The following is a 25,702-nucleotide window of genomic DNA, read 5'->3' on the forward strand; positions in this document are numbered from 1 at the left end:
CCTCAGGCCGGGAGGTCGAGGGTGTGGTGGGTGTGCTCGGCCTTGGCGCGCAGGTAGCGCACGTTGTCCTCGGACAGGTGGACCCCGGTCGGCACCCGCTCGGTGATCGCGACGCCCAGCGCGCACAGCTGCGCCGCCTTGTCGGGGTTGTTGCTGAGCAGGCGGACGGCGTCGACGCCGAGGGCGCCGAGCATCTGGGCGGCGGCGGTGTAGTCGCGCTCGTCGTCCAGGCGCCCGAGGGCGCGGTTGGCGGCGTAGGTGTCCAGGCCCTCGTCCTGGAGGGCGTACGCGTCGAGCTTGGCGTACAGGCCGATGCCGCGGCCTTCCTGGCGCAGGTAGAGCAGGTAGCCGCCGGTCTCGGCGATGCGCTGCACGGCCTCGCGCAGCTGGGGGCCGCAGTCGCAGCGCGCGGAGCCGAAGACGTCGCCCGTCAGGCACTCGGAGTGCGGGCGGACCAGCGGGGACGTCGCGCCCTCGTGAGGGCCGAGGCCGAGCGCGATGTGCTCCTTGCCGTCGGTGAGGCCGGTGAAGGTGAAGACGTCGGCCGGGGTCGTCCATCCGTCGGGGAAGCGCAGGGGGATCCGCACCCGGGTGCGGATGGCCGCGCGCGATGGGGCGGGGGCTGCGTCCGGTGCGGTCGGGGTCGTCATACGGCTCCCTCGCCTGAAGAGTTCCTTGAAGTTTCAAGCTGGCAAGGGGGAACGTACCGGCGATTGCTTGAAAGTTCAAGGTCGAATTCGTAGAGTGGGAGGATGACGACGAGAGCCCCCGAACCCCGTTGGTTGAGCGAGGAGGAGCAGCGCGCCTGGCGCGCGTACATGGCGTCCACCCAGTTGATCTCGGACGCACTCGACCGGCAGCTCCAGCGCGACGCGCGGATGCCCCACGCGTACTACTCGCTGCTGGTGTGGCTCTCGGAGACCCCCGACCGCCGGATGCGCATGACGGAGCTGGCCGAACGCTCGAAGATTACGCGCAGCCGGCTCTCCCACGCCATCTCCCGCCTGGAGGAGAACGGCTGGGTCCGTCGCGAGAACTGCCCCTCCGACCGGCGGGGCCAGCTCGCGGTCCTCACCGACGAGGGCTTCGCCGCGCTCGCCGCGGCCGCTCCCGGCCACGTGGAGGCGGTGCGCGGGGCGATCTTCGACCGGCTCTCGGAGGAGCAGGTGCGCCAGCTCGGCGAGATCTGCCGGGTCATCGCCGAGGGGCTGCAGCCGCAGAACGGAGCGGTGGACCTTCCCTGGCTGCGCTGAGCGCGCGCCGGTTCAGGTCAGGTCCTTCTCGTACCAGGCGACGTCCCAGTAGCGGCCGAACTTCCGGCCGACCTCGCGGTAGACGCCCAGCGGGCGGAAGCCGAAACGGGTGTGCAGGCGGACGGACGCCTCGTTGGGCTGTGCGATCCCGGCGTACGCGCGGTGCAGGTCCTCGCCCCGCAGGGCCTCGAAGAGCGCCGTGTAGAGCAGGGTGCCGACGCCGCGGCCCGCGGCCTCCGGGGCGCAGTACACGGAGGTCTCCACGGAGGTGGAGTACGCGGCCTTCGGGCGGAACGGGCTGCTCGTGGCGTATCCGAGCAGGCCGTTCGTGCCGTCCTGTTCCGTCCCGTGGGCAACCAAAAGGCGGTGCGGTCCGTCTTCCGGGTGGGAGAGCAGCCAAGGGCGGCGCTGTTCCGGGGAGAAGGGCTCCAGGTCGAATGTGACCGGTGTCTCACGGACGTAGTGGTTGTAGAGGTCGGTGAGGGCCTGCAGGTCCTCTTCCCCACCCGGCCTGACCTGCACTTCGACGGACTCGGGCAATGATCCACCTCCGGCTGTGGCCGGACAGGGTACTGCAAGATCGTAAAAAACGGGGCGGCGCTTGGGAATTGTGTCCGGATTCCAGTCGTTATCTCTTTTCGAGTGGGCAGCCGAAAGGCACGCGTGAAGCTGCTGGAGGGGCAGCTCACTCGATCCGACACCCGACCGAACCTTCGCAAGGGAGCACGCATGGCAACCCGTGCCGTCGCCCGCAGCACCACCGGCGGGAACAGCAGCGCTCGCGCAGGCCACGGCGAGATGGCCGACCGCGACCTCGTCGGCATGTACCTCGACGAGATCGCGCGCACGCCGCTGCTCGACGCCGCGCAGGAAGTCGAGCTTTCCAGGGCGATCGAGGCCGGCGTCTACGCCGAGCAGCTCCTCGCGGGCGAGGAGCTGGGTCAGGGAGCGGACGCCGGCCGAGAGGAACTGGAGACGATAGCCGCCGCGGGTGCGCGGGCCAAGGACGTCTTCATCCGTTCCAACCTGCGCCTGGTCGTCGCCGTCGCGCGACGCTATCCGCGCAGCGGCCTGCCGCTGCTCGACCTCATCCAGGAGGGCAACGCAGGCCTGGTACGCGCCGTCGAGAAGTTCGACTACACCAAGGGCTTCAAGTTCTCCACGTACGCGACGTGGTGGATCCGTCAGGCGATCACCCGGTCCATCGCGGACCAGTCGCGCACCATCCGGCTCCCCGTCCACCTGGTGGAGGAGCTGGGACGGGTGCGCCGGGTGCAGCGCGAGTTCAACCGCGAGCACGGGCGCGACCCGGAGCCCGCGGAGATCGCGGCCGAGCTCGGCTCCACCCCGGAACGGATCTCCGACGTCCTGGACTGGGCGCGCGACCCCGTGAGCCTGAACATGTCGGTTGATGACGAGGGCGAGACCCAGTTCGGCGATCTCGTCGAGGACACGTCGGCGGCCTCGCCGGAGGACTCCGTACTCGTCATGCTGCGGCGTGAGGAACTGGAGGATCTGATCGACCGGCTCGACGACCGGACGGCGTCCATCATCCGGGCGCGGTACGGGATCGTGGACGGCCGCGAGCGCACGCTGACCGAGGTCGGCAAGCAGCACGGGCTGACGCGTGAGCGGATCCGGCAGATCGAGAAGCACGCGCTGGCGGACCTCAAGCGCATGGCGCGCGCAACCGGGCTGTCCATCGAGGCGGCCTGACGTCAGGCGGGCGCCGCTGCAGGCGCCCGCGCCACCACAGACTCGAGCCCCGGTGCCACCCCCCTGTACCGGGGTTCGACCCTTTCCCCGGCCGGCCCGGTCGTGCGTCGCCCGCGTGCGTACGGCCGGGCCTTCGTCGCGGCCGGGCGGGTGGACGGCCCCGTACCCTGGACGGCATGAGCAGCACCCCCGACCCCGCTACGGGGCCCGCCGCGGCCCCGGCCCCGCAAGCGCCGCGCGAGCACGTGCCGGCGCTGGTCTTCGACGACCCGCTGGACCGGCAGTCGTCCGACGACACCGACACAGGGTGGGGCGAGCGCCCCGGCCAGGGTGGTGCGGGAGATCTCGCGCGCTTCCTCGACGAGAAGCCCCCGCACCACATCTGAGGCGGACGGCCGCTACGGATACGTCCGGTTGGTACCGCTGTGGCCGTAGGGGGAGGGGATGCCGGGAGCGCCGCCGTGGCCCTGCTGCTGGCGGGCGAGCAGGTCGCGTATCTCGGTCAGCAGCTCCAGCTCCGTCGGGCCGGCCACCGCCGTTTCCTTGCCCTCCTTGCGCCGCTCGTTGAGCTTGTTCATCGGCAGGATCAGCAGGAAGTACACGACCGCGGCCGTGATGAGGAACGTCAGCGCCGCGCCGGCGACCGCGCCCCAGAGGAGGCCCACGCCCTTCGTGAGCTCGCCGTTGACGACGGTGCAGGGCGGCTCGATGCAGAGGGTGTAGCCGTCGAGGTTCTTGGTGCCGATGGCACCGATCACCGGATTGATGAGGCCCTTCACGAACGCGTCGACGATCTTGCTGAACGCGGCGCCGACGACGACCGCCACAGCGAGCTCGACGACGTTGCCACGCAGCAGGAAGGCTTTGAAGCCCTTCAAGGGACGATTTCCTTTCGAAGAACGACCGTGCAGTTCGGCCCGGGGGACCCGTGGGGCCTGGTGGTGTCCGCCGGGCGCCGCCGGCGTGGGGGCCGGCGGTGACGGAGGTGGGTGAGCGGTTCGGCCTCCGAGGGTAAGGGGTGGCGCCGCGCGCCTCCCCGCCGGTTGCCTTTCTCACGGAGTGCGGCTAGCGCAGCGCCACCGCCAGGGGCGAGGTGGCTCCGGCACCAGACAGCGCGGCCGCCGTCCGGCGCGGGACCGACAGCACGATGAGCGCACCGCCCCCGAACCCGCCCCCGTCCACGCCGGTCGCCCCGCCACCCGGGGCGCCGTCGGCGGGGGAGGGCACGGCCACCACGGGCGCCCCGCGGGCCACCACGCGCGCGGCCGCGAGGATGTCCACCCGGTCACCGGGCCGCACCAGCCCGGCCGCCGCCGCGTCCGCGATGCGCACCGGCGCCCGCACCATGTCCCGTGCCGCCGGGGCGGGCGCCGGAGCGGGGCCCTCCCGCCCTGCCCGGCCGGGCTGCGGATCCGTACGGGGCGCCGCGGCGGCCAGCGCGGCCGCGGTCATCGCCAGGCCCGCGGCCACCATCCGCCGCCGTCGGCGCAGCGCACGCCGCAACCGGTGCCGCCCGCCACCCGCCCTGATCGGTGCGAACAACGGAACCACGCACGGGGCGGGCGCGCCCGCTCCCGCGCCCGCCGGCGGCACCGGCACGTCACCGCCGTCCCTCCACAGCGCGCATCCACCGCTGTCCACCATCTCGACCACCCCCGTCATCGGGCCCTCGTCCACCGGCGCATCCGGCCTGGCAGGACCACCATGACGCATCGCGGCGCGGCCCCCCCCGGCGGCCTGTGGAGTACCGGCCGGTTGTGGATAACTCGGTCACCCGTTCGAGGGGATGGGCCGGGCGGGTCTGGCGGCGCGGCGCCCGCGGTGGTGTGCTTGCTGGTAGCGAACCGAAGCGTCCGAGCCCGAGAGCGGGAGGTGGTCGACGTGCCCAGGCAGTCATTGCGCGACGGCCCGTCCGAGAGGTCGAGAGCCCATCCGGGGGACGTCAGCCGTCGCGTCGCGCAGCGGCGGGAACAACTGGGGCTCAGCCGCGAGGAAGTGGCCGCCAAGGCCGGCATGACGCCGAGCTACGTGCGGTACGTGGAGGAGCAGTGCCATCACACCATCGGGACCAACGCCCTGCTCCGGCTCGCGGGGGCGCTGCGGACCACCGCCAGCCACCTCCTGGGGGGCGACGCCGAGCAGGTCCCCGGGGAGACCGAGGCCGCCGGCCCGCCGGTGATGGAGGAACTGCTGTCGCAGGAGTGCTGGACCCGGCTGTCCGGCCATGACGTCGGCAGGATCGCTCTCACCACCGGCGGCCACCCCGCGGTCGTCCCGGTGAACTACGTGGTCGTCGACGGGGCCATCGTCTACCGCACGGCCGCTGGCGCACCCCCGTCCCTCGCCCGGGGCAGCGAGGTCGCCTTCGAGGTCGATCAGCTCGACGCCTGCCTCAGCGCGGGATGGAGCGTGCTCGTCCTGGGGGTCGCCGAGCACGTCGTCGATCCTGAGGACGCTCGCGTCCTGGAGGCCCACCCCGGCCCGTGGTCCGGGGGTGAGGACGATCTGTGGATACGCATCGTCCCCACCCACATCACGGGCAGCCTCATACGCACCGTGTAGCGCGCGGAGAGGGCCTTTGCGGCTCGCGGGGGATCGGGGTCAGGCGTGGTGGAAGACGGCCACGGGGCAGTGTGCGTGGTGCAGCACGGCGTGGGTCACATGGGCCAGCCGGCCGCTGGAGCGCTGATGCCGCCGGGCACCCGCGACGAGCAGATCGGCATGGGCCGAGGCATCCACCAGGGCACCGCTCGCGGAGGAGGCCTTGACCAGGTCCACGGTCACGGTGAGGTCCGGATACTCCTCGCGGATCGTGTCGGCGACATGCTGCTCCGCTGCTGCCTCCCGGTCACCGACCGAGGTGGCGTCGTCCAGCCCCGGCACCATCTCGCCCACGGCCCCGAGCAGGCTCCACGCGGTCAGGAGGCGCAGGGTGGCCTTCCGCAGCCGGGCCTCGTCGGCGGCGAAGCGCACGGTGGCCAGATCGGTGTCGTCCCGGATCCCGACCAGGACGACACCGGTGGACGGCTGCTCGGTGCCCCGCACGACGACCACGGGCCCGCGCGCCTGGGTCGCCACCCGTAGCCCGACCGAGCCCAGCAGCAGCGCGTGGAAGCCACCGCGTCCACGGCAGCCGACGACGGTCAGGCCCTCCGCCAGGGACTGGGCCAGCAGACTGTCGGCGGGCTTGCCCTTGCCGAGTGAGGTGGAGACCGCCAGGTCCGGATAGCGGCCGGTGGCCGAAGCCGCCGCTTCGTCCAGCAGGGCGCGGCCGCCGTCGAGGACCAGCTGTGCGGTCTCGGGGGACAGGTTCCTGCCGGAACGGGTCGCGATGCCGGCCGCGTGCAGGATGTGCAGCGGGCGATCGCGCAGCACGGCCTCACCGGCGGCCCACATCACCGCAGCGGTGGCGCGGGGCGAGCCGTCCGTGCCGACCACGACCGGTCCGTGGGTGGTGTCCATGGCGGTGCCTCCTTCTCGCTGTCGCTCGGCTCCGTCCCCACCCCGTCCTGTCCCGTCCCGTCCCCCACTCATCCCGTTCGGCGCTGCCCACGGCGCCGCCCACGGGCCGGCCCACCTCTCAGCCCGGCACCAGGACCGCCGCACCGTTGACGCGGTCGGCGGCCAGGTCGGACAGCGCCCGGTCCGCGTGGTCCAGGGAATAGGGAGTGGCGGTCACCCGGATCCCGATCCTGGCGGCCAGGGCCAGGAACTCCTGTCCGTCCTGTCGTGTGTTGGAGGTGACACTGCGCAGACCGCGTTCCTGGAACAGATGCCGCTGGTAGTTCAGTGCCGGGATGTCGCTGAGGTGGATGCCCGCGATCGCCAGCGTGCCGCCCCGGTCCAGGGCCTCCAGGGCGGTCGGCACCAGGTCGCCGACCGGGGCGAAGAGGATGGCCGCGTCCAACGGCTCCGGCGGCCGGTCCGCCGCCGCCCCCGCGGAAGCGGCACCGAGCTCCAGCGCGAGCTCCCGCGCCCGCTCCGAGCGGGTCAGTACGTGCACGGTCGCCCCCTCGGCCAGCGCGACCTGGGCGGCGATGTGCGCGGACGCGCCGAAGCCGTAGATGCCCAGCCGCCCGCCGGCCGGCAGGTCGCTGCGGCGCAGGGCGCGGTAGCCGATGATGCCCGCGCACAGCAGGGGCGCCAGGTGCACGGCGTCACGGCCGTCGGCGTCCTCGGGCAGCGCGTAGGCGTAGTCCTCGGGCACGGTGGTGAAGTCGGCGAAGCCGCCGTCGGCGTCCCAGCCGGTGTAGAGCGAGTACGGGCACAGGTTCTCGCGGCCGGTCAGGCAGTAGGCGCAGTTCCCGCACGTGCCGCGGAGCCAGGCGACACCCACCCGGTCGCCCTCGGCGAAGCGGCCGGCCGACTCGCCGGTGCCGATGACCCGCCCCACCACCTCGTGTCCGGGGACGGTCTCCCGGCGGTGCGGCGGCAGGTCCCCCTCCGCCAGGTGCAGGTCGGTGCGGCACACGCCGCACGCCTCCACGCGCAGCAGCAGTTCACGCGGTCCGGGCACCGGCTTGGGGCGTCCGACGCGTACCAGCGGCTCCGTGACCATGGGCCCGGGCCGGTCGACGACCCAACCACTCAGCATGTCTCCAGTCTGCGACCGGAGGCCTCGGCGCTGCAGCACGAAAGCGCTCGTGCGGGCACGCCGAAGGCCCCCGTCGCCCGCGACGGGGGCCTTCACCAGGCGAGGGTGCCGTGGACTCCGCTCAGGCGGCCGAGGTGCTCGCCGAGCTGGTGGAGCCGCTGGAAGAGCCGGTGGAGCCGGCCGAGCCGCTGCTCTTGGAGTCCGAAGAGGACTTCGACTCCGAGCCGCTGCTCTTGGCGGCCGGCGTGCTGCTGGACGACGATCCGCGGCTGTCGGTCCGGTAGAAGCCGGATCCCTTGAAGACGACGCCGACCGCGGAGAAGACCTTGCGCAGCCGGCCGTTGCACGCCGGGCACTCGGTCAGCGGGTCGTCGGTGAACTTCTGCACCGCCTCGAGGCCCTCGCCGCAGGCGGTGCACTGGTACTGGTACGTCGGCACTTGCTCCTCCTGGCACTCTGACTCATTGAGTGCTAACGACGGTCAATAGTGCAGCATTCCGCGGCCTCAGTCCACCGTGACCGGGTCTCGGTGACCGATGCCACTGCCGTGGCCGGTTCCGGCGCCGCGTGCCGCGACCACTTCGGACTGCCTCGGCGCGAGCCGGTCACGCAGTACGAGCAGCGTGACGAGGGCCAGGCCGGTGCCCACCAGCGGCACGGTGAACCCGGCGCTCGCCCCGAGCCCGTCGGCCAGCCGTCCGGCGGCGGTGGCGGCCGCCGCCTGGCCCAGCGCCACCGCGCCGGTCAGCCAGGTGAAGGCCTCCGTACGGATCCCCGCCGGCACCAGCGCGTCGACCAGGGTGTAGCCGGTGATCAGGGCCGGGGCGATGGTGAGCCCGACCAGCAGCCCGAGCCCGCCCAGCAGCGGCACGGCGTGCGCCGCCCACAGCATCGAGGTGGCCAGGGTCAGTGCCGTGTAGCCGGCCACCATGCGCCGCTTGGGTCCGGACTTCCAGGCGACGGCGCCGCACGCGATGCCCGCGAGCATGTTGCCGGCCGCGAACGTCCCGTAGAGCAGGCCGTTGATGCCGGGCCGCCCGATCTCCTCGGTGAAAGCCGTCATGGAGACCTGCATGCCGCCGAAGACGGCGCCGATCCCGAGGAAGGCCACGGCCAGCACCCGCACACCGGGAACGGTCAGCGCCGAGGCCTCCCGCTTCCGGGCCCCGGGGACGGACCGGGACGGTGCGGGCGCGGTCCGCCGCTGCGCGGCGAAGAGCAGTCCGCCGGCCAGCGTCAGCACGGCCTCGGACAGCAGCCCGGCCGCCGGGTGCACCCCGGTGGCCAGCGCCGTGGCCAGCACCGGCCCGATGACGAAGGTGAACTCGTCCGTGACCGACTCGAAGGCCGCCGCCGTCTGCAGCAGCGGCGACCCGGCCGGCAGCGTGGCCGCCCAGCGGGCCCGCACCATGGGGCCGACCTGCGGCACCGAGGCGCCGGTGGGCACCGCAACCGCCAGCAGCGCCCACAGCGGCGCGTGCGCCAGCGCGAGCACGGCGAGCAGCGTCCCGGACGCCGCGTGGACGAGCACCCCGGGCAGCAGCACGGCTCCCTGGCCGAAGCGGTCGGAGAACTTGCCGCTCAGCGGGGCGAACAGCGCCATGGCGACGCCGGTGACGGCCGAGACCGCACCGGCGGTGCCGTAGGAGCCGGTGGTGTGCTGCACCAGCAGCACGATGCCGATGGTGAGCATCGCGAAGGGCTGGCGCGCGGCGAACCCGGGCAGCAGGAAGGCCCACGCACCCGGCGTGCGCAGCAGCTGCCCGTATCCCGGGCGCGCCGCGGTACGGGAAGGACGGGAAGAGCCCGACGGATGGGAGGAACCCGAAGGACGGGACGATCGGGACGAACGGGACGTACGAGTGACCGTGGATGCCACGGCCGGGCCTTTCCGCCGCCTGGTAGCGCACCCTGGACGCCTGGTCGCGTTCCTGTGCGCCGAGAGCTGTCCTCTCGCGCATGACCGAGGTAGATACCGGGTCTCTCCGGCCGCCGGGCGGTCGCGCCAGCTCTGCGTCAGGCAGAGTTGGTGGTGACTGTCGACAGCCATGTTAACGGCCGGGCCCACCGCCCGATTCCAGCCATCCGGCCAGCTTGCCGCCGCGTCCCACCGCCCGCAGCCGGGCCTCCGCCTTGTCCCGCACCGGGTCGGTGGCGACGACGAGAAGTTCGTCACCATGCCGCAGCACCGTCGTCGGCAGCGGGACGAAGCTCCTGTCCTCGCGGACGACCAGGGTGACCGCCGCGCCCGGGGGCAGCCGCAGTTCGCTGACCTCCACGCCGTGCATGCGCGAGTGCTCCGGGATCCGCACCGACAGCAGGTGTCCGCGCAGCCGCTCCAGGGGCGCCGACTCGATCCCCAGGTCCTCCGCGGCCCCCGGGTCCCCGAGCCGGAGCCTGCGGGCGACCCACGGCAGGGTCGGACCCTGCACGAGGGTGTAGACGATCACCAGGACGAAGACGATGTTGAAGATGCGCTCGCTCTGCCGGACGCCCGCCACCATCGGGATCGTCGCCAGGACGATGGGCACCGCCCCGCGCAGCCCGGCCCAGGACAGCAGCACCTGGTCGCGGAAGGGCGTGCGGAACGGCAGCAGGCTCGCCGTCACCGACACCGGCCGCGCCACCACCGTCAGGACCAGGCCGACCACCAGCGCCGGCACGATGTCGTCGCCGAGTTCGTGCGGGGTCACCAGCAGGCCCAGCAGCACGAACAGGCCGATCTGCGCCAGCCAGGCCAGCCCCTCCGCGAAGCCCCGGGTGGCCGGGCGGTGCGGGAGCTTGGCGTTGCCCAGCACGACGGAGGCGACGTACACGGCGAGGAAGCCCGAGCCGTGCGCGAGCGCCCCGCCCGCGTAGGCGAGGACGGCGATCGCCAGGACCGCGATCGGGTAGAGGCCGGAGGCGGGCAGCGCGACGTGGCGCATCGCGAACGCGCCGAGCATGCCGACGGCCAGGCCGACCGCGGCGCCGATCGCCAGTTCCAGGGTGATCTCGCCCAGCAGCAGTCCCCAGTTGTGCACCGGCCAGTGCTCGGAGAAGGCGACCACCAAGATGACCACCGGGGCGTCGTTGAAACCGGACTCCGCCTCGAGCACGCCGGTCACCCGGCTCGGCAGCGGCACCCTGCGCAGCACCGAGAAGACGGCCGCCGCGTCGGTGGACGAGACGACCGCGCCGATGAGGAGCGCATGCCGCCAGTCCAACCCGACGAGGTAGTGCCCCGCCGAGGCCGTGATGCCGACGCTGACCGCGATGCCGAAGGTCGCCAGGACCGCCGCCGCCGGGACCGCCGGTTTGATCTCCCGCCACTGGGTGCCGAGACCACCCTCGGCCAGAATCACCACAAGTGCGGCATATCCCAACACTTGCGTCAATTCGGCGTTGTCGAAGGCGACTCCCAGTCCGTCCTGTCCTATCGCGACCCCAATGCCCAGGTAGAGGAGCAGGCTGGGCAGGCCGCTGCGCGAGGAGAGGCGCACGGCAACCACCGCTATGAGCAGCACGAGGGCGCACACCAGCAGGAGTTCATTGAGGCGGTCGACAGTCAGGAGCCGGTCCTTCCAACGAAGTTCATTGCCTTACCTAATATTTTACCTGTGCTTGGCGTTGTGGCGATCTCCGTCCACAGGTAAGGACACCGCCTGGGGAGCTACGGGCCGGTACGCCTAAGGTGGCCCCTAGCAATCGGTCCACCCTGCCGTTCGAAGGACATCGATGCCCGCCAAGAAGAAGTCCCGCCGCACGCGCCTCATCGTGATCGGGGTCGTGCTCGTGCTCGTGGCGGGCATCGTCTACGGGTCGTACTGGAGTGTCGCGACCGTCCGCGCCTCCCTCCCGCAGACCACCGGAACCCTGCAGCTCAAGGGCCTGACCGGCGCCGTCCAAGTGAAGCGGGACGGCAATGGCATCCCGCAGATCTACGCCGACACGGCCGAGGACCTGTTCCGCGCCCAGGGCTACGTCCAGGCCCAGGACCGCTTCTACGAGATGGACGTGCGCCGGCACCTGACCGCCGGCCGGCTGTCGGAGATGTTCGGCAGCGGCCAGGTCGAGACCGACGCCTTCCTGCGCACGCTCGGCTGGCGCCGGGTCGCGCAGCAGGAGTACGACAAGAAATTGTCGGCCACCACGAAGACGTACCTCCAGGCGTACTCCGACGGGGTCAACGCCTACTTGGACGGCCACTCCGGCGCCGACCTGTCCGTCGAGTACGCGGCGCTGGAGTTCAGCAACGACTACGTGCCGCAGAAGTGGACCCCGGTCGACTCGGTCGCCTGGCTCAAGGCGATGGCCTGGGACCTGCGCGGCAACATGCAGGACGAGATCGACCGCTCGCTGCTGTCGAGCCGGCTGAGCCGCAAGCAGATCGAACAGCTCTACCCCGACTACCCGTACGAGCGGAACAAGCCGATCGTCGAGGGCGGGAAGGTCAACGACCTCACGGACGAGTACGAACCGCCCGTAACCACCACGGAATCGGGCACGAACTCCGGAACCGGTACGGAAACCGGCACCGGCACCGGCAACGGCACGGGTTCGGGCGACGGCACGGGTTCAGGCGACGGCACCGGCACCGACGCCGCCTCCACCTCCGACGCGACGCAGAACGTCACGTCCCAGCTGGCCTCGCTCTCCGACACCCTCGACCAGATCCCCGCGCTGCTGGGCCCCAACGGCAACGGCATCGGCTCCAACTCCTGGGTGGTCTCCGGCTACCACACCACCACCGGCAAACCGCTGCTGGCCAACGATCCCCACCTGGCCCCGCAGATGCCCTCGCTCTGGTACCAGATGGGCCTGCACTGCAACAGTGTCGGCAAGGCCTGCCCCTTCGACGTGGCCGGCTACACGTTCTCCGGCATGCCCGGTGTGATCATCGGCCACAACCAGTCGATCGCCTGGGGCATGACCAACCTCGGTGCCGACGTGACCGACCTCTACCTGGAGAAGGTCACCGCCGACACGTACCTCTACGACGGCAAGCAGGAGTCCTTCACGACCCGCAAGGAGACCATCAAGGTCGCCGGCGGTGACGACCGCACGATCACGGTGCGCAGCACCAGGAACGGCCCGGTGATCTCCGACCGCAGCGCCGAGCTGCGGACCGTCGGCAACCGCGCACCGGTGCCGAACTCCGCACCCGACCGCGGCGAGGGTTACGCGGTCTCCCTGCGGTGGACCGCGCTGGACCCGTCCAACACCATGGACGCGGTCTTCGAGCTCGACACCGCGACCGACTGGGACCAGTTCCGGGCCGCCGCCCGCGACTTCGCCGTCCCGTCCCAGAACCTGATCTACGCCGACAACAAGGGCGCCAAGGGCCACATCGGCTACCAGGCCCCCGGCCGGATCCCGGTCCGCGCCGCGGGCTACGACGGCACCTACCCGGCCCCGGGCTGGGACCCGCGGTACCAGTGGAAGAAGTGGATCCCCTTCTCCGCGATGCCGTACGAGCACGACCCGGAGCGCGGCTACATCGTCACCGCCAACCAAGCCGTGGTCGACCAGGACGAGTACCCCTACCTGCTCACCCGGGACTGGGGCTACGGCACCCGCAGCCAGCGGATAAACGACCTGGTCCAGTCCAAGATCAAGGACGGCGGCCTGGTCTCCATGGACGACATGCAGGAGATGCAGGGCGACAACAGCAGCGAGATCGCCAAGCTCCTGGTGCCGTACCTGCTGAAGATCGACATCAAGGACGACAAGGACGACTACGTCCGCAACGCCCAGAAGCTGCTGGAGGGCTGGGACTACAACCAGGACTCCGACTCCGCCCCCGCGGCCTACTTCAACGCCGTCTGGCGCAACGTCCTCAAGCTGGCCTTCGGCAACAAGCTGCCCAAGGAGCTGCGCCCCGAGGGCCAGTGCCTGACCGTCCCGGCCGCCGACCGCTCAGGCCCGGTCGACGACCTCGACGGCACGTCCAAGCTGGTGCGCGAGTGCGGCCGGCGCGCCGCGGACCAGGCGCAGCCGGACGGCGGCGACCGCTGGTTCGAGGTCGTGCGCTCGATCCTGGACGACGAGGACAACCCGTGGTGGACGACCTCCCCCACGGCCTTCTACGACAAGGACAGCGGCCGGACCCGCACCACCCGCGACGAGCTGCTCGCCCAGGCCATGAAGGACGCCCGCTACGAGCTGACCGCGAAGCTCGGCAAGAACATCGACACCTGGAGCTGGGGCCGCCTCCACACGCTGGACCTGCGCAACCAGACCCTGGGCACCGGCGGTCCCGCGGTCGTCCGGTGGCTGCTCAACCGCGGCCCGTGGCAGCTCGGCGGCGGTGAGGCCGCGGTCAACGCGACCGGCTGGAACGCGGCCGGCGGCTACGAGGTCGTCTGGGTGCCGTCGATGCGGATGGTGGTCTCGCTCGACGACTTCGACAAGTCCCGGTGGATCAACCTGACCGGAGCCTCGGGCCACGCCTACAGCTCGCACTACACCGACCAGACCACCAAGTGGGCCAAGGGCGAGCTGCTGCCGTGGGTCTTCACCAAGCAGCCGGTCGACGGGGCCACGGAGGACACCCTCGCGCTGACCCCGTAGCCCGCACGGGCGGCGTGCGACGACAGAGCACGAGAGGGGGGCGGGCCGTCGGGCCCGCCCCCCTCAGCCGTCCCCGAAGCGCCGTACGCCCTCCGGGGTGACCACCGCGTCGACCGGCCGGTCGTGCGGCTCGTCGGGCACCCGGTCCAGCACCTCGTGCGCGTACAGCAGCACCACCAGAGCGGGCGTCACCCCCGCCGTGTCCAGCCGGGCCAGGACCCGGTCGTACGAGCCCCCGCCGCGGCCCAGCCGCAGGCCCCGGCCGTCGACGGCCAGCCCCGGGAGCAGGACCGCGTCCGCCCCGGTCACCGCTGCCGGGCCGAGCCGGGGGCCGGTGGGCTCGTACAGGCCGCGGGCGGTCCGCACCAGGCCGCCGGAGCCCTCGTACGGGGCCCAGTCGAGGTCGTTGTCCGGCAGCAGGACCGGTAGCAGCACCCGCTCCCCGCGCTCGCGCAGCACGTCGAGCAGCGCGCGGGTGCCGGGCTCGCCGCCCATCGACACGTAGGCCGCCACCGTTCGGGCACCGGACAATTCGTTCAGATCCAGGGCGTGTTGCGCGATCGCCCGCTCGGCCACCGCGCGGTCATGAGCCGTCAACCTGCGCCTCACCTGGAGGAGGTGCTCCCGCAACTCCCTCTTGTTAACGTTTTTGTCACTCATTTGACGCGCAACCGCCGCCTATCCCCATCAAGCAACCGGAACTTCATCTTCACCTCATATACAGCGGTTATCGTTGCCTCATGACGCACGCACGTACCCGGATCAGCAAGGCTGTGATCCCCGCCGCCGGCCTCGGCACCCGTTTCCTGCCCGCCACGAAGGCGACTCCCAAGGAAATGCTGCCGGTGGTCGACAAGCCCGCCATCCAGTACGTCGTGGAGGAGGCCGTCGCCGCGAACCTCTCCGACGTCCTCATGATCACAGGCCGGAACAAGCGGCCGCTCGAGGACCACTTCGACCGCAACTACGAGCTCGAGTCGGCGCTGACCGCCAAGGGCGACGAGGCCCGCCTGGCGAGGGTCCAGGAGTCCAGCGACCTCGCCACCATGCACTACGTCCGCCAGGGTGACCCGCGCGGCCTCGGCCACGCCGTGCTCTGCGCCGAGCCGCACGTCGGCGACCAGCCCTTCGCGGTGCTGCTCGGCGACGACCTGATCGACCCCCGCGACCCGCTGCTCGGCCGCATGATCGAGGTGCAGGAGCAGTACGGCGGCAGCGTCGTCGCGCTGATGGAGGTCGACCCGAGCCAGATCCACCTCTACGGCTCCGCCGCCATAGTCCCCACCGCTGACGACGACGTGGTCCGCGTGACCGACCTCGTCGAGAAGCCCGCGCCGGGCGAGGCCCCCTCCGCCTACGCCGTCATCGGGCGCTACGTGCTGGACCCGTCGGTCTTCGCGGTGCTCGGCAAGACCCAGCCGGGCCGCGGCGGCGAGATCCAGCTGACCGACGCGCTGCGCGAACTGGCCCAGCAGGACGGCCCGGACGGCCCCGTGCACGGTGTCATCTTCACCGGCCGGCGCTACGACACCGGAGACCGTGGCGACTACCTGCGTGCGATTGTCCGACTGGCATGCGAACGTGATGACCTGGGCCCGGACTTCCGGTCCTGGCTGCGCACGTATGTCAGCGAGGAGATGCAAGCTTGAGCAGTGGCACGGCCGACCGCGTCTGGTCCGTCTCGGAGCACCTCGACAACATCCTGCGGCAGCTGAAGCCGCTGGAACCCATCGAGCTGCAACTCCTCGACGCACAGGGGTGCGTCCTCGTCGAGGACGTGATGGTGCCGGTCGCGTTGCCGCCCTTCGCGAACAGCTCGATGGACGGCTACGCGGTCCGCACCACCGACACCCAGGGCGCCGACGCATCCCATCCGGCCGTGCTCACCGTCATCGGTGACGTGGCGGCCGGCAGCGGCGAACTGCCCACGGTGGGGCCCGGGCAGACCGCCCGGATCATGACCGGCGCCCCGCTGCCCCCCGGTGCCGAGGCCGTCGTCCCCGTCGAGTGGACCGACGGCGGCACCGGCGGTGCCCCGGTCCTCGGCATGCCGGCCGCGAGCCGGAGCCCCGACGCCGTGGGCGGCGAGGTCAGGGTCTACCGGCCGGTGGGGCCGGGCGACCACGTCCGCGCCCGGGGCAGCGACGTCGCCGCGGGTGAGCTGGCGCTGAGCGCCGGCACGGTGCTGGGCCCGCCGCAGATCGCCCTGCTCGCCGCCGTCGGCCGGGCCACCGTACGGGTGCGGCCCCGGCCGCGGGTGGTCGTGGTCTCCACCGGCAGTGAGCTGGTCCCGCCCGGCGAGGAGCTCGGCCCGGGCCGTATCCACGACTCCAACAGCTACATGCTCACGGCCGCCGCCCGCGAGGCCGGCGCCCAGTCGTACCGCGTGGGCGCGGTGGCGGACGACGCCGAGACCTTCCGGGCCACCGTCGAGGACCAGCTGATCCGGGCGGACCTCGTGGTCACCAGCGGAGGCGTCAGCGTCGGCGCGTACGACGTGGTGAAGGAGGCCCTCGGCGAGGAGATCGAGTTCCGCAAGCTGGCGATGCAGCCCGGCAAGCCGCAGGGCTTCGGCTTCATCGACGTCGGCGCGCGCAGCGAGGCGGAGGGCGGCGGTGGGGACGCGGACGCCGCGCCGCCGGAGCCCGAGCGCACCCCGCTGCTCGCCCTGCCCGGCAACCCGGTCAGCGCCTACGTCTCCTTCGAGCTGTTCGTCCGGCCCGCGATCCGCACCCTCATGGGCGTGGAGCCGGTCTTCCGGACGACCGTGCAGGCCGTCTGCGAGGGCGGACTGACCTCCTCGCCCAAGGGACGGCGGCAGTTCCTGCGCGGCCGCTACCACCCCTCCACAGGCCGGGTCACCCCTGTGGGCGGGGCCGGATCGCACCTGGTCAAGGCGCTCGCCCACGCGAACGCGCTGATCGTGGTGCCCGAGGACACGACGGAGGTCGCGGCGGGCTCGGAGGTCGAGGTCGTGCTGCTCGACTGAGCGGGTACCGTTACTGCCCACGCGAGCACGCGGCGAGCAGTGGGAGTGCCGTACCGATGACAGAACAGCAGCATCTGACGCACATCGACGAGGCGGGGGCGGCCCGCATGGTCGACGTCTCGGAGAAGGACGTCACCGCGCGTACCGCCCGCGCCACCGGCCGGGTCCTGGTGTCGCCTCGCGTCATCGAGCTGCTGCGCGGCGAGGGGGTGCCCAAGGGCGACGCCCTCGCCACCGCGCGCATCGCCGGGATCATGGGCGCCAAGCGCACCCCCGACCTCATCCCGCTCTGCCACCCGCTGGCGGTCTCCGGGGTGAAGGTCGACCTGGTCGTGGGCGACTCCTCCGTGGACATCACGGCCACCGTGAGGACGACCGACCGCACGGGTGTCGAGATGGAGGCCCTCACGGCGGTGAGCGTCGCCGCGCTCACGGTCGTCGACATGGTCAAGGCCGTCGACAAGGCCGCGGTCATCACGGACGTACGGGTCGAGGAGAAGACCGGCGGCAAGTCCGGGGACTGGAGCCGCAGCCGATGAGGGCGCTCGCGATCACCGCGTCCAACCGCGCGGCAGCCGGGGTCTACGAGGACCGGGGCGGCCCGCTGATCGTCGCCGGGCTGCGGGACATGGGCTTCACGGTCGACGGCCCGCGCGTCGTCCCGGACGGCGAGCCGGTCGGCAGCGCGCTGCGGGAAGCCGTGGCCGGGGGGTACGACGTCGTCGTCACCACCGGCGGCACCGGCATCTCGCCCACCGACCGCACCCCGGAGGTCACCCGCGCCGTCCTGGACTACGAGGTCCCCGGCGTCGCCGAGGCGATCCGGGCCGCGGGCCGCGAGAAGGTGCCCACCGCCGCCCTGTCCCGTGGCGTCTGCGGTGTCGCCGGGCGCACCCTGGTGGTGAACCTCCCCGGGTCGACCGGTGGCGTCAAGGACGGCCTGGCCGTCCTGGCCCCGATCCTCGTCCATGCCGTCGAGCAGATCCACGGCGGCGACCACCCTACGTCTGGGAGACCGAGCTGAACGGGTCCTGGCCGGCCGAGCTGGCGGACGGGGACGTCCTCCTCCGCCCGATAAGGATGCGCGACCAGCGGGCCTGGCGCGAGGTGAACCGGCGCAACCGCGAATGGCTGCGCCCATGGGAGGCCACCGTGCCCCCGGCGCCTCCCGGCCACCTCACCCAGCGGCCCACCTACCGGCAGATGGTCCGCCATCTGCGCCACGAGGCCGCCGCGGGCCGCATGATGCCGTTCGTCATCGAGTACCAGGGACGGCTCGCCGGACAGCTCACCGTCGCCGGCATCACCTGGGGCTCCATGTGCAGCGCCCACGTCGGCTACTGGGTCGACGAGGCCGTGGCCGGCCGCGGGGTCATGCCCACCGCGGTCGCGCTCGCCGTCGACCACTGCTTCCGCGCGGTGGGACTGCACCGCGTCGAGGTCTGCATCCGGCCGGAGAACATGCCGAGCCGGCGGGTGGTGGAGAAACTCGGCTTCCGCGAAGAAGGACTGCGTCCCCGCTATCTCCATATCGACGGAGCCTGGCGTGACCATCTGGTCTTCGCGTTGACGGCGGAGGAGGTGCCGGAGGGAATGCTCCACCGCTGGCACCAGGCCCGACCTGGCACGGCTCACAAATAAAATATCTGTTCGAAAATAGCCCCGGATCCGACTCCGACTTGAACGCAATCAGAAAAAAATTTCGGAGTATCAGCCAGATCGTGCGACACACCGCGCCAAATTGCGTATGCCCTGTCGCGAACCCCCCTACCGTGTGATGCGTGAGCAGCAGCGGCCTCATCTACGCAGTCATCGTCGGGGCCTGGGCTGCCTACTTGGTGCCGATGTGGCTCCGTAGGCAGGACGAGCTCAACGAAGCGCGCCCGACGGAACGCTTCAGCACCGCCATCCGGCTGTTGTCCGGACGTGCGGCGCTGGAGCGCAGGTACGCCAAGACGGAGGACCCGGAATCGGAGGCCGAGGCGGAGCCCGCGGTCGACGTCCGGGCCCTTGCCGTGCCCGCGACGGAAGTGAAGCCGAAGGCCCGGCAGAGCGGGCAGGCGGGCGTGTCGGGGAAGCCGGCGAAGCAGGGCGGTCAGGCGAAGCCCGGGAAGTCCAAGAAGCCCAATCCGCGGGCCAAGGTGCTGGCCGCCCGCCGCCGCACCATCACGCTGCTCTTCCTGGGCTTCACCGCGTGCATGATCGTCGCCGCCGTCGGCGGCGTCGCCTTCCTCTGGGCCCCGGCCGCGCCCGCCGTGCTGCTCACGTTCTACATCGCCTACCTGCGCGCCCAGGAACGCCGCCGCTTCGTGGTCAAGCTCGACCAGCGCCGCGCCGCCGACGCCGCCAAGCGGCTGCGTGAGGCCCGTACGACCCGCGAGCCCGCCCCCCTCGACGCGCACGAGGTGGTCGAGCCCGCACCGCCCGCCGAGGAGCCCGCGACGGCCGACCGGCGCGCCCTCGTGGAGCAGACCGACCACGCCGAGTGGGTCGACCAGCAGCGCGTCCCCACCGAGGACACCTGGGAAGTCCCGGCCCCGCGGCCGACCTTCTCCACCGCCCCGGTCACCCCGCGCCGCTCCCGCGACCGCTCCCGCACCCCCCTGTTCGACCAGCACGCCGACCGCGACCGCCCCCGCGCCGCCAACGAATGACCTCCCGGCGCCGGGGGCGCGGAGCACCCCCGCCGGGATGCTAGAGTTTTCCTCGTTGCAAGGGCCTGTGGCGCAGTCCGGTAGCGCACCTCGTTCGCATCGAGGGGGTCAGGGGTTCGAATCCCCTCAGGTCCACAACACACGAGATCCCGATCCGACGGTCACCGTCGGGTCGGGATCTCGGCGTTCGGGCCGCGGACAGCGTGGGGGTTTCCCGCTCGACCAGCAGCCCGGCCGCGGGACACGGCCCGGCAGACCGCGCGCGGTCTGCCGGGCCGCCGCGCCTGACGTCAGCACCACCGCGGGCGGCGTGACTCAGTGCGCGGGGCGGGAGCCCGTCAGCCGCGGACGATGTTCTCCGCCTGCGGGCCCTTCTGCCCCTGCGTCACGTCGAAGGTGACGTGCTCACCCTCCGCGAGCTCGCGGTAGCCGTTGCCGGCGATGTTCGAGTAGTGGGCGAACACGTCCGGCCCTCCCCCGTCCTGTTCGATGAAGCCGAAGCCCTTCTCCGCGTTGAACCACTTCACGACGCCAGATGCCACGGTGTTCGTCCTTCGCATGCTGCTGCTGCGGCGCGCCCGGGGCGCGCCGGCGGACCCTCGATTCCGGGCCGCCGCTCCTTGCTTACCCGATGATGCGCTGCCTCCGCCAGCGAATACGCCTGCGTCGGCGCAGGTGTCTTCGCGCGCCGTGTGGTTTCCGGCGGTGAGGAGCCCGGGCCGAGGGTCCCGAACGGCCTTTCATGGAGCGCGCCTTCGCAGGGCCAGGCGCTCGCGACGGGCGTTGGCGGGGCCGACATACTTGGTATATATACTCGGTATGTCGATTCGCCACGGGCTGCTCGCCCTGCTGGAGCACGGGCCTCGCTACGGGGCCCGGCTGCGCGCCGAGTTCGAGAGTCGCACCGGTGCGACCTGGTCCCTCAACGTCGGCCAGGTCTACACGACCCTGAACCGGCTGGAGCGCGACGGGCTGGTCGCGCAGGACGGTGAGGACGGCTCGGGCCACGCGCTCTACCGCATCACCGACGCGGGACACGCGGAGCTCGGCTCCTGGTACCGCAGCCCCGTCGACCGCAGCAACCCGCCCCGCGACGAACTCGCGATCAAACTCGCCATGGCGGTGAGCGCGCCGGGGGTCGACGTCCGGGACGTCATCCAGCTGCAGAGGCACCACACCCTGCGGGCGATGCAGGACTACACCCGGCTCAAGGCCCGGACCCCGGAGCCGCCGTCGGACCGGCCGGAGGAAGTGGCCTGGGCGCTCGTCCTGGAGCAGCTCATCTTCCAGACCGAGGCCGAGGCGCGCTGGCTCGACCACTGCGAGGCGCGGCTGGTCAGGGTGGCGGCGGCCGCCCGGGCCCGGCAGGCGGATGCGGATCCCGGGCGGGAGGCCGCGGACGGCGGCACCCCCCGGGGCGGCCGCCGCCGCGCATCGCGTCCCTAGCCCCGCCGCCGACCACCGCGCCCCGGATGTGCCCCCCACGGCCTGCCGAGGCCCCCGTACGCCCTTCGAAGAGGACCGCCTTGTCCCTGCTCGCCACCGAACCCCTCCTGCGCATACGCGACCTGACACGGACGCACGGCAGCGGAGCCACCGAGGTGCACGCCCTGCGCGGCGTCGACCTCGACGTCCACGCGGGCGAACTCGTCGCCGTCATGGGACCGTCCGGCTCCGGCAAGTCCACCCTGCTCGCGATCGCGGGCGGTCTGGACGCACCGACGTCCGGCAGCGTGACGGTGGAGGACACCGAGCTCACCACCGCAGGCCCCAGGGAGCTCGCTGCACTGCGCCGACGCCGTATCGGCTACGTCTTCCAGGACTACAACCTCATCCCCGCCCTCACGGCCGCCGAGAACATCGCCCTCCCCCGCGAACTGGACGGCGTCCCGGTGCGCCGGGCGCGCAAGGAGGCCGTCGCCGCCTTGCGCGACGTCGGGCTGGAGCACCTGGCGGACCGCTTCCCGGACGAGATGTCCGGCGGCCAGCAGCAGCGCGTCGCCATCGCCCGGGCGCTCGTCGGGGAGCGCCGTCTGCTGCTCGCCGACGAGCCGACGGGCGCGCTGGACTCGGAGACGGGCGACTCCGTGCTCGCCCTGCTCCGCAGGAGGTGCGACGCCGGAGCGGCCGGCGTGCTGGTGACCCACGAGCCGCGGCTCGCCGCCTGGGCGGACCGGATGGTCTTCCTGCGGGACGGCACCGTCGTCGACGAGACCAGGAGGACGCATGCGGAGGCGCTGCTCACGGAGGGGACGGCAGGCCGGTGACCGCCCGAGTCCACGCCTGGCGGGCGGCGCTGCGGATCGCCGGCCGGGACGCCCGGCGGTCCCCGGGCCGCACCCTGCTCGTCGTCGTCATGCTCGCCGTGCCCGTCCTGGGGGCGTCCGCCGCCGACGTGACGCTGCGCGGCTCGCAGCTCTCGCCGGAGCAGCAACTGGACCGCACCCTCGGACAGGCGGACGCCGAACTCCGCTACCCGCGCTTCGGCCCCGTCCTCCAAGGGCCCGACCCCGGCGACGTCGCTGTGGACCGCACGCCCGTCGAGGGGGTGGCGGGCGGCGCGGCCGACGAGCCGGCCGGCTCACCGTCCCCGGCCGCCGCCGCGCCCGTCCTCGCGCGGGCCGTGCCGCCGCACGCCCGTACGCTCGAAGAGATCACCGGCGTCGCCAAGGTGCGGACGGGGCACGGCGTGTTGAACGCGGACGTCCTCGAGCTCAGGACCGCCGACCCGATGACCCGCGGCATCATCACGCTGAAGCAGGGCCGCCACCCGGTCCGCCCCGACGAGGTCGCGGTGACCGCCCACTTGCTGGAGGTGAGCGGCCTGCGGGTGGGTTCACGGCTCACCGTGCGGGACCTCACCCGCCCCTACCGCATCGTCGGCGCCTACGAACGTCCCGGGGACCTGACCGCGGACGAGGTCAACGCCCTGCCAGGAACGCTGCTCGCGCCCTACGGCCGGGTGCTCGCGGCGGCCGGCACGCCGCCGCTCGAACCGCCGACCGGGACCCTCCTGGTGGCGGTGCCCGGCGGGTACGGCTGGGCCATGGTGAAGGAGGCGAACACCCGGGGCGTGACGGTGCTCTCGCGGGACGTCACCCTGCATCCGCCGGCCCGCGCCGACGTGCCGCTGTACCGGGAGCACCCGGAGCTGCCCAGGCCCCGGCCGGTGTCCCCGCGGGCCACCCAGGCGGCGACCGCCGTCGCTCTGGCGCTCGCGGAGGTCTGCCTGCTCACCGGGGCCGCGTTCGCCGTCGGCGCCCAGCGTTCACGCCGGCAGTTCGGTCTCGTCGGCGCGGGCGGCGGCGAGGCCAGGGACATCAGGGCCGTCGTCCTCGGCGGCGGTCTGGTCGCCGGGGTGGTCGCGGCCGCGGTGGGAAGCGTCCTCGGTCTCGGCCTGGCCGCGGCCCTGCGCCCCGTGCTCGAGGAGTGGAGCGGCGCGCGGTTCGGAGGTCTCGGCTTGCGCCCGCTCGACCTGCTCGGCATCGCGCTCCTGGCCGTGCTGGCGGGTCTGGTGGCCGCGGCCGTGCCCGCGGCCGCGGCGGCGCGGCAGCCGGTCCTGGCCGCGCTCACCGGTCGCAAGGGGGTACGGCGCTCCGGACGGCGGCTCCTCGTCGCGGGACTGGCCGCGTTCCTGTTCGGGACCGCGATCGCGCTGTTCGGGGCGATGAAGACCGAGTGGAAGGTCGTCGTCGCGGTGGGCAGCGTCATCGCCGAGACCGGCGTCGTCGCGATGACCCCGACGTTCATGGGCGTCGCCGGCCGGCTCGGGCGCCGATGGGGCCTGTCGCCGCGCCTGGCGCTGCGGGACGCCGCACGCAATCGCGGGCGCACCGCCCCCGCCGTCGCGGCTGTGCTCGCCGCCGTCGCCGGCACCGTGACCGTCGCGGCCTACACCGGCAGCACGGCCGCCCAGGAGCGCGCGGAGTACGAGGCCTGGCTGCCCACCGGAGCCGTCTCGGTGATGGTGGACGAGGACCGCGGACGCGCCGCCCCGGCTGCCAGGAGCGCCGTCGCCCGGCACCTGCCCGTCGGCGTCGAGGCGGACGTGGACCAGTTGTTCACCGGCCGTGCCGGCTGCGACGAGGACGGGATGTGCGGTTACGTGGACGTCCTGAGGCCTCCCGCCAAGGAGTGCCCGCTGTACGACATGGGCCCCTCGAACCCGTTGTCCTCCCTGCCCCGTGCCCGGCTCAGGGCGCTGGCCTATGACTGGCGCTGCACGTACAACAGCGTGGGCATGACGACTTCCAGCGGTGTCCTGGTCGGCGACGCGAAACTGCTGACGGTGCTCGGCGTCGACGACCCCGGGGCCGTGGCGGCCCTGGCGCACGGGCGGGCCGTCTCCCTCGACCGCCGCAACGTCGACGCCCACGGCCGGGTCGCCGTCCGGCTGGTCACCGACGACCTGGCGGCGAACGCCGCCGAAGCACGGGGGAAGGAGCCGCCGGGCAGGGTCGTCGAGTTCCCCGTCCACCAAGTTCCCGGCAGCCCGCGCAACTACGGCGTGGACGTGGTCGTACCCCGGGCGGCGGCCAGGTCGGCGCATGTCGGGACGGTGCCGTTCGGCGCCTACTTCACCACCACGCACCCGCCGACCGACACGCAGCGGCAGACGACGCAGCAGGCCCTCGACGACACCGGAGCCGACGTCCGGTTCCATCTGGAGGAGGGCCCCGACGAGCCGGCCGACGTCGTGCCGCTGGCGCTGGGCATCTTCGCCGCGGTCATCACACTCGGCGCCGCCGGAACCGCGACCGGCCTGGCACGCGCCGATGCCGAGACCGACCTGGCCACGCTCGCCGCGGTCGGCGCGCCGCCCGGGATCCGCCGACTGCTCAGCGCCTTCCAATGCGCCGTCGTGGCCGCCACAGGCGTGGTGCTGGGCGCCGTGACCGGGATCGTCCCGGCCATCGGCCTCCGCCTGGTCGACCGGCGCATCACGCTCGCCTTCCACCAACGGCAGCTCGACGAGGGCACCGCGCCCCGGATCACCGAGCACGTGCTCATCGTGGTCCCCTGGGGGCTGCTGGCCGCCTTGCTCGTCGCGGTGCCGGTGGTGGCCGCCTGCCTGGCGGCACTGGCCACCTCGTCGAGACCCACGACCACGCGCCGGGCCGCGTAGGGCACTCCTGCCGGACGCCCGGCCGCGGGAAATGGGCTGGCCTTCGGAGGGGTTCGGGGGGAGCATGCGGCGGTGGGGATTTCGGGGCCGCCGGACGGCGAGGTGGAGGTGCCCGCGCCGATCGGGGCGCTGGCGGGGGAGCGGACGCCGCTGCCCGTGTGGCGGAACGAGGCGGGCGGGGTGACGTTCCGGCTGGGGGCGGGGGAGGACCGGCGGTTCGCCAAGTGGGCGCCGGCGGGCTCGGGGCTGGATCTGCGGGCCGAGGCGGAGCGCCTGGAGTGGGCGGGCCGCTTCACGCCCGTGCCGCCCGTCCTGGAGCACGGGGCGGACGGGGACGGGGCCTGGCTGGTGACGCGCGGGCTGCCCGGGGAGAGTGCCGTCAGCCCGCGCTGGACGGCGGATCCCGCCACCGCGGTGCGCGCGCTGGGCGCCGGGCTGCGCGCGCTGCACGAGCGGCTGCCCGTGGACCGCTGCCCGTACGACTGGTCCGTCGGCACCCGGCTGGAACGCGCCCGGCGGTCGGGCAGGGACGTGCCGGGGGACCTGCCGCCGGCGCCGCCCGTCGAGCGGCTCGTGGTGTGCCACGGCGACCCCTGCGCGCCCAACACGCTGCTGGGGGACGACGGCACCTGGTCGGGCCACGTCGACATGGGCGCCCTCGGGGTGGCCGACCGCTGGGCCGATCTGGCCGTCGCCACCTGGAGCACCGAGTGGAACTACGGCCCCGGCTGGGAGGGCACGCTACTGGACGCGTACGGCATCGCCCCCGACCCGGAACGGACCGCCTTCTACCGGCGGCTGTGGAGCGTCACCTGACCG

At 72.7% G+C, this 25,702-nt stretch carries 26 protein-coding genes and 1 tRNA gene; 16 read left to right on the plus strand and 11 right to left on the minus strand.

Annotated features, from left to right (window positions below; all coding sequences use genetic code 11):
• Nucleotides 1-2: 2 nt before the first annotated feature.
• Nucleotides 3-650, minus strand: coding sequence for a GTP cyclohydrolase II (locus tag ACFV3E_RS16795; RefSeq protein WP_500535334.1), 648 nt, complete (start codon nt 648-650; stop codon nt 3-5).
• A gap of 102 nt (nt 651-752) precedes the next feature.
• On the opposite strand from ACFV3E_RS16795, the gene ACFV3E_RS16800 reads away from it, so the two are divergent.
• A complete protein-coding gene (locus ACFV3E_RS16800; RefSeq protein WP_499512342.1) occupies nt 753-1,253 on the plus strand; it encodes a MarR family winged helix-turn-helix transcriptional regulator in 501 nt (166 codons plus the stop codon).
• A 12-nt stretch (nt 1,254-1,265) separates the two neighbouring features.
• Here ACFV3E_RS16800 and ACFV3E_RS16805 read toward each other — a convergent pair whose 3' ends face one another.
• The gene (locus tag ACFV3E_RS16805) at nt 1,266-1,793 is read right to left on the minus strand and encodes a GNAT family N-acetyltransferase (RefSeq protein WP_500535335.1); all 528 of its coding nucleotides are present in this window, start codon (nt 1,791-1,793) and stop codon (nt 1,266-1,268) included.
• A gap of 189 nt (nt 1,794-1,982) precedes the next feature.
• On the opposite strand from ACFV3E_RS16805, the gene ACFV3E_RS16810 reads away from it, so the two are divergent.
• Both ACFV3E_RS16810 and ACFV3E_RS16815 read left to right on the plus strand, forming a co-directional pair.
• Entirely contained in the window at nt 1,983-2,969 is a 987-nt protein-coding gene (locus ACFV3E_RS16810; RefSeq protein WP_500535336.1) for a sigma-70 family RNA polymerase sigma factor, read from the plus strand.
• Between the two features lie 176 nt (nt 2,970-3,145).
• A complete protein-coding gene (locus tag ACFV3E_RS16815) occupies nt 3,146-3,355 on the plus strand; it encodes a hypothetical protein (protein ID WP_499512339.1) in 210 nt (69 codons plus the stop codon).
• A gap of 12 nt (nt 3,356-3,367) precedes the next feature.
• Here ACFV3E_RS16815 and mscL read toward each other — a convergent pair whose 3' ends face one another.
• Complete coding sequence (mscL, locus tag ACFV3E_RS16820) at nt 3,368-3,847, minus strand: large conductance mechanosensitive channel protein MscL (protein ID WP_500535337.1); 480 nt, start codon at nt 3,845-3,847, stop codon at nt 3,368-3,370.
• Between the two features lie 187 nt (nt 3,848-4,034).
• Complete coding sequence (locus ACFV3E_RS16825; protein WP_500535338.1) at nt 4,035-4,631, minus strand: hypothetical protein; 597 nt, start codon at nt 4,629-4,631, stop codon at nt 4,035-4,037.
• A 219-nt stretch (nt 4,632-4,850) separates the two neighbouring features.
• On the opposite strand from ACFV3E_RS16825, the gene ACFV3E_RS16830 reads away from it, so the two are divergent.
• Nucleotides 4,851-5,531: a helix-turn-helix domain-containing protein gene (locus tag ACFV3E_RS16830; RefSeq protein WP_500535339.1), complete on the plus strand. Its 681-nt coding sequence runs from the start codon at nt 4,851-4,853 to the stop codon at nt 5,529-5,531.
• A 39-nt stretch (nt 5,532-5,570) separates the two neighbouring features.
• Here ACFV3E_RS16830 and ACFV3E_RS16835 read toward each other — a convergent pair whose 3' ends face one another.
• The 5 genes from ACFV3E_RS16835 to ACFV3E_RS16855 form a co-directional block, all read right to left on the minus strand.
• Complete coding sequence (locus tag ACFV3E_RS16835) at nt 5,571-6,431, minus strand: universal stress protein (RefSeq protein ID WP_500535340.1); 861 nt, start codon at nt 6,429-6,431, stop codon at nt 5,571-5,573.
• A gap of 118 nt (nt 6,432-6,549) precedes the next feature.
• A complete protein-coding gene (locus ACFV3E_RS16840; protein WP_500535448.1) occupies nt 6,550-7,560 on the minus strand; it encodes a zinc-dependent alcohol dehydrogenase family protein in 1,011 nt (336 codons plus the stop codon).
• 124 nt (nt 7,561-7,684) lie between these two features.
• A complete protein-coding gene (locus ACFV3E_RS16845; RefSeq protein WP_500328918.1) occupies nt 7,685-8,002 on the minus strand; it encodes an FmdB family zinc ribbon protein in 318 nt (105 codons plus the stop codon).
• A 66-nt stretch (nt 8,003-8,068) separates the two neighbouring features.
• Nucleotides 8,069-9,256, minus strand: a complete 1,188-nt coding sequence (locus tag ACFV3E_RS16850) for an MFS transporter (protein ID WP_500535341.1) — start codon at nt 9,254-9,256, stop codon at nt 8,069-8,071.
• A 358-nt stretch (nt 9,257-9,614) separates the two neighbouring features.
• Nucleotides 9,615-11,114 (minus strand): potassium/proton antiporter, encoded by a 1,500-nt coding sequence (locus ACFV3E_RS16855; protein WP_500535449.1) that lies wholly within the window; start codon nt 11,112-11,114, stop codon nt 9,615-9,617.
• A 166-nt stretch (nt 11,115-11,280) separates the two neighbouring features.
• Here ACFV3E_RS16855 and ACFV3E_RS16860 point away from each other — a divergent pair, with 166 nt between their 5' ends.
• Nucleotides 11,281-14,115: a penicillin acylase family protein gene (locus tag ACFV3E_RS16860; protein WP_500535342.1), complete on the plus strand. Its 2,835-nt coding sequence runs from the start codon at nt 11,281-11,283 to the stop codon at nt 14,113-14,115.
• Between the two features lie 63 nt (nt 14,116-14,178).
• On the opposite strand, the gene ACFV3E_RS16865 is transcribed toward ACFV3E_RS16860, so the two are convergent.
• Nucleotides 14,179-14,775: a 5-formyltetrahydrofolate cyclo-ligase gene (locus ACFV3E_RS16865; RefSeq protein WP_500535343.1), complete on the minus strand. Its 597-nt coding sequence runs from the start codon at nt 14,773-14,775 to the stop codon at nt 14,179-14,181.
• An 80-nt stretch (nt 14,776-14,855) separates the two neighbouring features.
• Here ACFV3E_RS16865 and ACFV3E_RS16870 point away from each other — a divergent pair, with 80 nt between their 5' ends.
• From ACFV3E_RS16870 to ACFV3E_RS16900, 7 genes are all read left to right on the plus strand, one after another.
• Nucleotides 14,856-15,764 (plus strand): UTP--glucose-1-phosphate uridylyltransferase, encoded by a 909-nt coding sequence (locus ACFV3E_RS16870; RefSeq protein ID WP_500368822.1) that lies wholly within the window; start codon nt 14,856-14,858, stop codon nt 15,762-15,764.
• Nucleotides 15,761-17,104 carry a molybdopterin molybdotransferase MoeA gene (locus ACFV3E_RS16875; RefSeq protein WP_500535344.1) on the plus strand — a complete coding sequence of 448 codons (1,344 nt, stop codon included), beginning with the start codon at nt 15,761-15,763 and terminating at the stop codon, nt 17,102-17,104. The genes ACFV3E_RS16870 and ACFV3E_RS16875 overlap by 4 nt, the downstream gene beginning before the upstream one ends.
• Nucleotides 17,105-17,160: 56 nt before the next feature.
• On the plus strand, nt 17,161-17,643 hold the full coding sequence (gene moaC / locus ACFV3E_RS16880) for a cyclic pyranopterin monophosphate synthase MoaC (protein ID WP_500328923.1): 483 nt from the start codon (nt 17,161-17,163) through the stop codon (nt 17,641-17,643).
• The gene (locus tag ACFV3E_RS16885; RefSeq protein ID WP_499512326.1) at nt 17,640-18,128 is read left to right on the plus strand and encodes a MogA/MoaB family molybdenum cofactor biosynthesis protein; all 489 of its coding nucleotides are present in this window, start codon (nt 17,640-17,642) and stop codon (nt 18,126-18,128) included. The genes moaC and ACFV3E_RS16885 overlap by 4 nt, the downstream gene beginning before the upstream one ends.
• The gene (locus tag ACFV3E_RS16890) at nt 18,125-18,745 is read left to right on the plus strand and encodes a GNAT family N-acetyltransferase (RefSeq protein ID WP_500372723.1); all 621 of its coding nucleotides are present in this window, start codon (nt 18,125-18,127) and stop codon (nt 18,743-18,745) included. The genes ACFV3E_RS16885 and ACFV3E_RS16890 overlap by 4 nt, the downstream gene beginning before the upstream one ends.
• Nucleotides 18,746-18,885: 140 nt before the next feature.
• The gene (gene sepX / locus ACFV3E_RS16895; RefSeq protein ID WP_500535345.1) at nt 18,886-19,758 is read left to right on the plus strand and encodes a divisome protein SepX/GlpR; all 873 of its coding nucleotides are present in this window, start codon (nt 18,886-18,888) and stop codon (nt 19,756-19,758) included.
• Nucleotides 19,759-19,819: 61 nt separating this feature from the next.
• A tRNA-Ala gene (locus ACFV3E_RS16900) sits at nt 19,820-19,893 on the plus strand.
• A 203-nt stretch (nt 19,894-20,096) separates the two neighbouring features.
• Here the strand turns inward: ACFV3E_RS16900 and ACFV3E_RS16905 are convergent.
• A complete protein-coding gene (locus ACFV3E_RS16905) occupies nt 20,097-20,300 on the minus strand; it encodes a cold-shock protein (protein WP_500368829.1) in 204 nt (67 codons plus the stop codon).
• A 277-nt stretch (nt 20,301-20,577) separates the two neighbouring features.
• Between ACFV3E_RS16905 and ACFV3E_RS16910 the strand changes: the two genes are divergently transcribed.
• The 4 genes from ACFV3E_RS16910 to ACFV3E_RS16925 all read left to right on the plus strand — a co-directional run bounded on the left by ACFV3E_RS16910 (nt 20,578) and on the right by ACFV3E_RS16925 (nt 25,699).
• Nucleotides 20,578-21,204 (plus strand): PadR family transcriptional regulator, encoded by a 627-nt coding sequence (locus tag ACFV3E_RS16910; RefSeq protein WP_500535346.1) that lies wholly within the window; start codon nt 20,578-20,580, stop codon nt 21,202-21,204.
• Between the two features lie 80 nt (nt 21,205-21,284).
• Complete coding sequence (locus ACFV3E_RS16915) at nt 21,285-22,025, plus strand: ABC transporter ATP-binding protein (protein ID WP_500535347.1); 741 nt, start codon at nt 21,285-21,287, stop codon at nt 22,023-22,025.
• Complete coding sequence (locus tag ACFV3E_RS16920) at nt 22,022-24,883, plus strand: FtsX-like permease family protein (RefSeq protein ID WP_500535348.1); 2,862 nt, start codon at nt 22,022-22,024, stop codon at nt 24,881-24,883. The genes ACFV3E_RS16915 and ACFV3E_RS16920 overlap by 4 nt, the downstream gene beginning before the upstream one ends.
• Before the next feature lie 72 nt (nt 24,884-24,955).
• A complete protein-coding gene (locus ACFV3E_RS16925) occupies nt 24,956-25,699 on the plus strand; it encodes an aminoglycoside 3'-phosphotransferase (RefSeq protein ID WP_500535349.1) in 744 nt (247 codons plus the stop codon).
• The last annotated feature ends 3 nt before the right edge of the window (nt 25,700-25,702 follow it).

The sequence above is a fragment of the Streptomyces sp. NPDC059718 genome (genome assembly GCF_042733315.1).
Classification (GTDB): domain Bacteria; phylum Actinomycetota; class Actinomycetes; order Streptomycetales; family Streptomycetaceae; genus Actinacidiphila.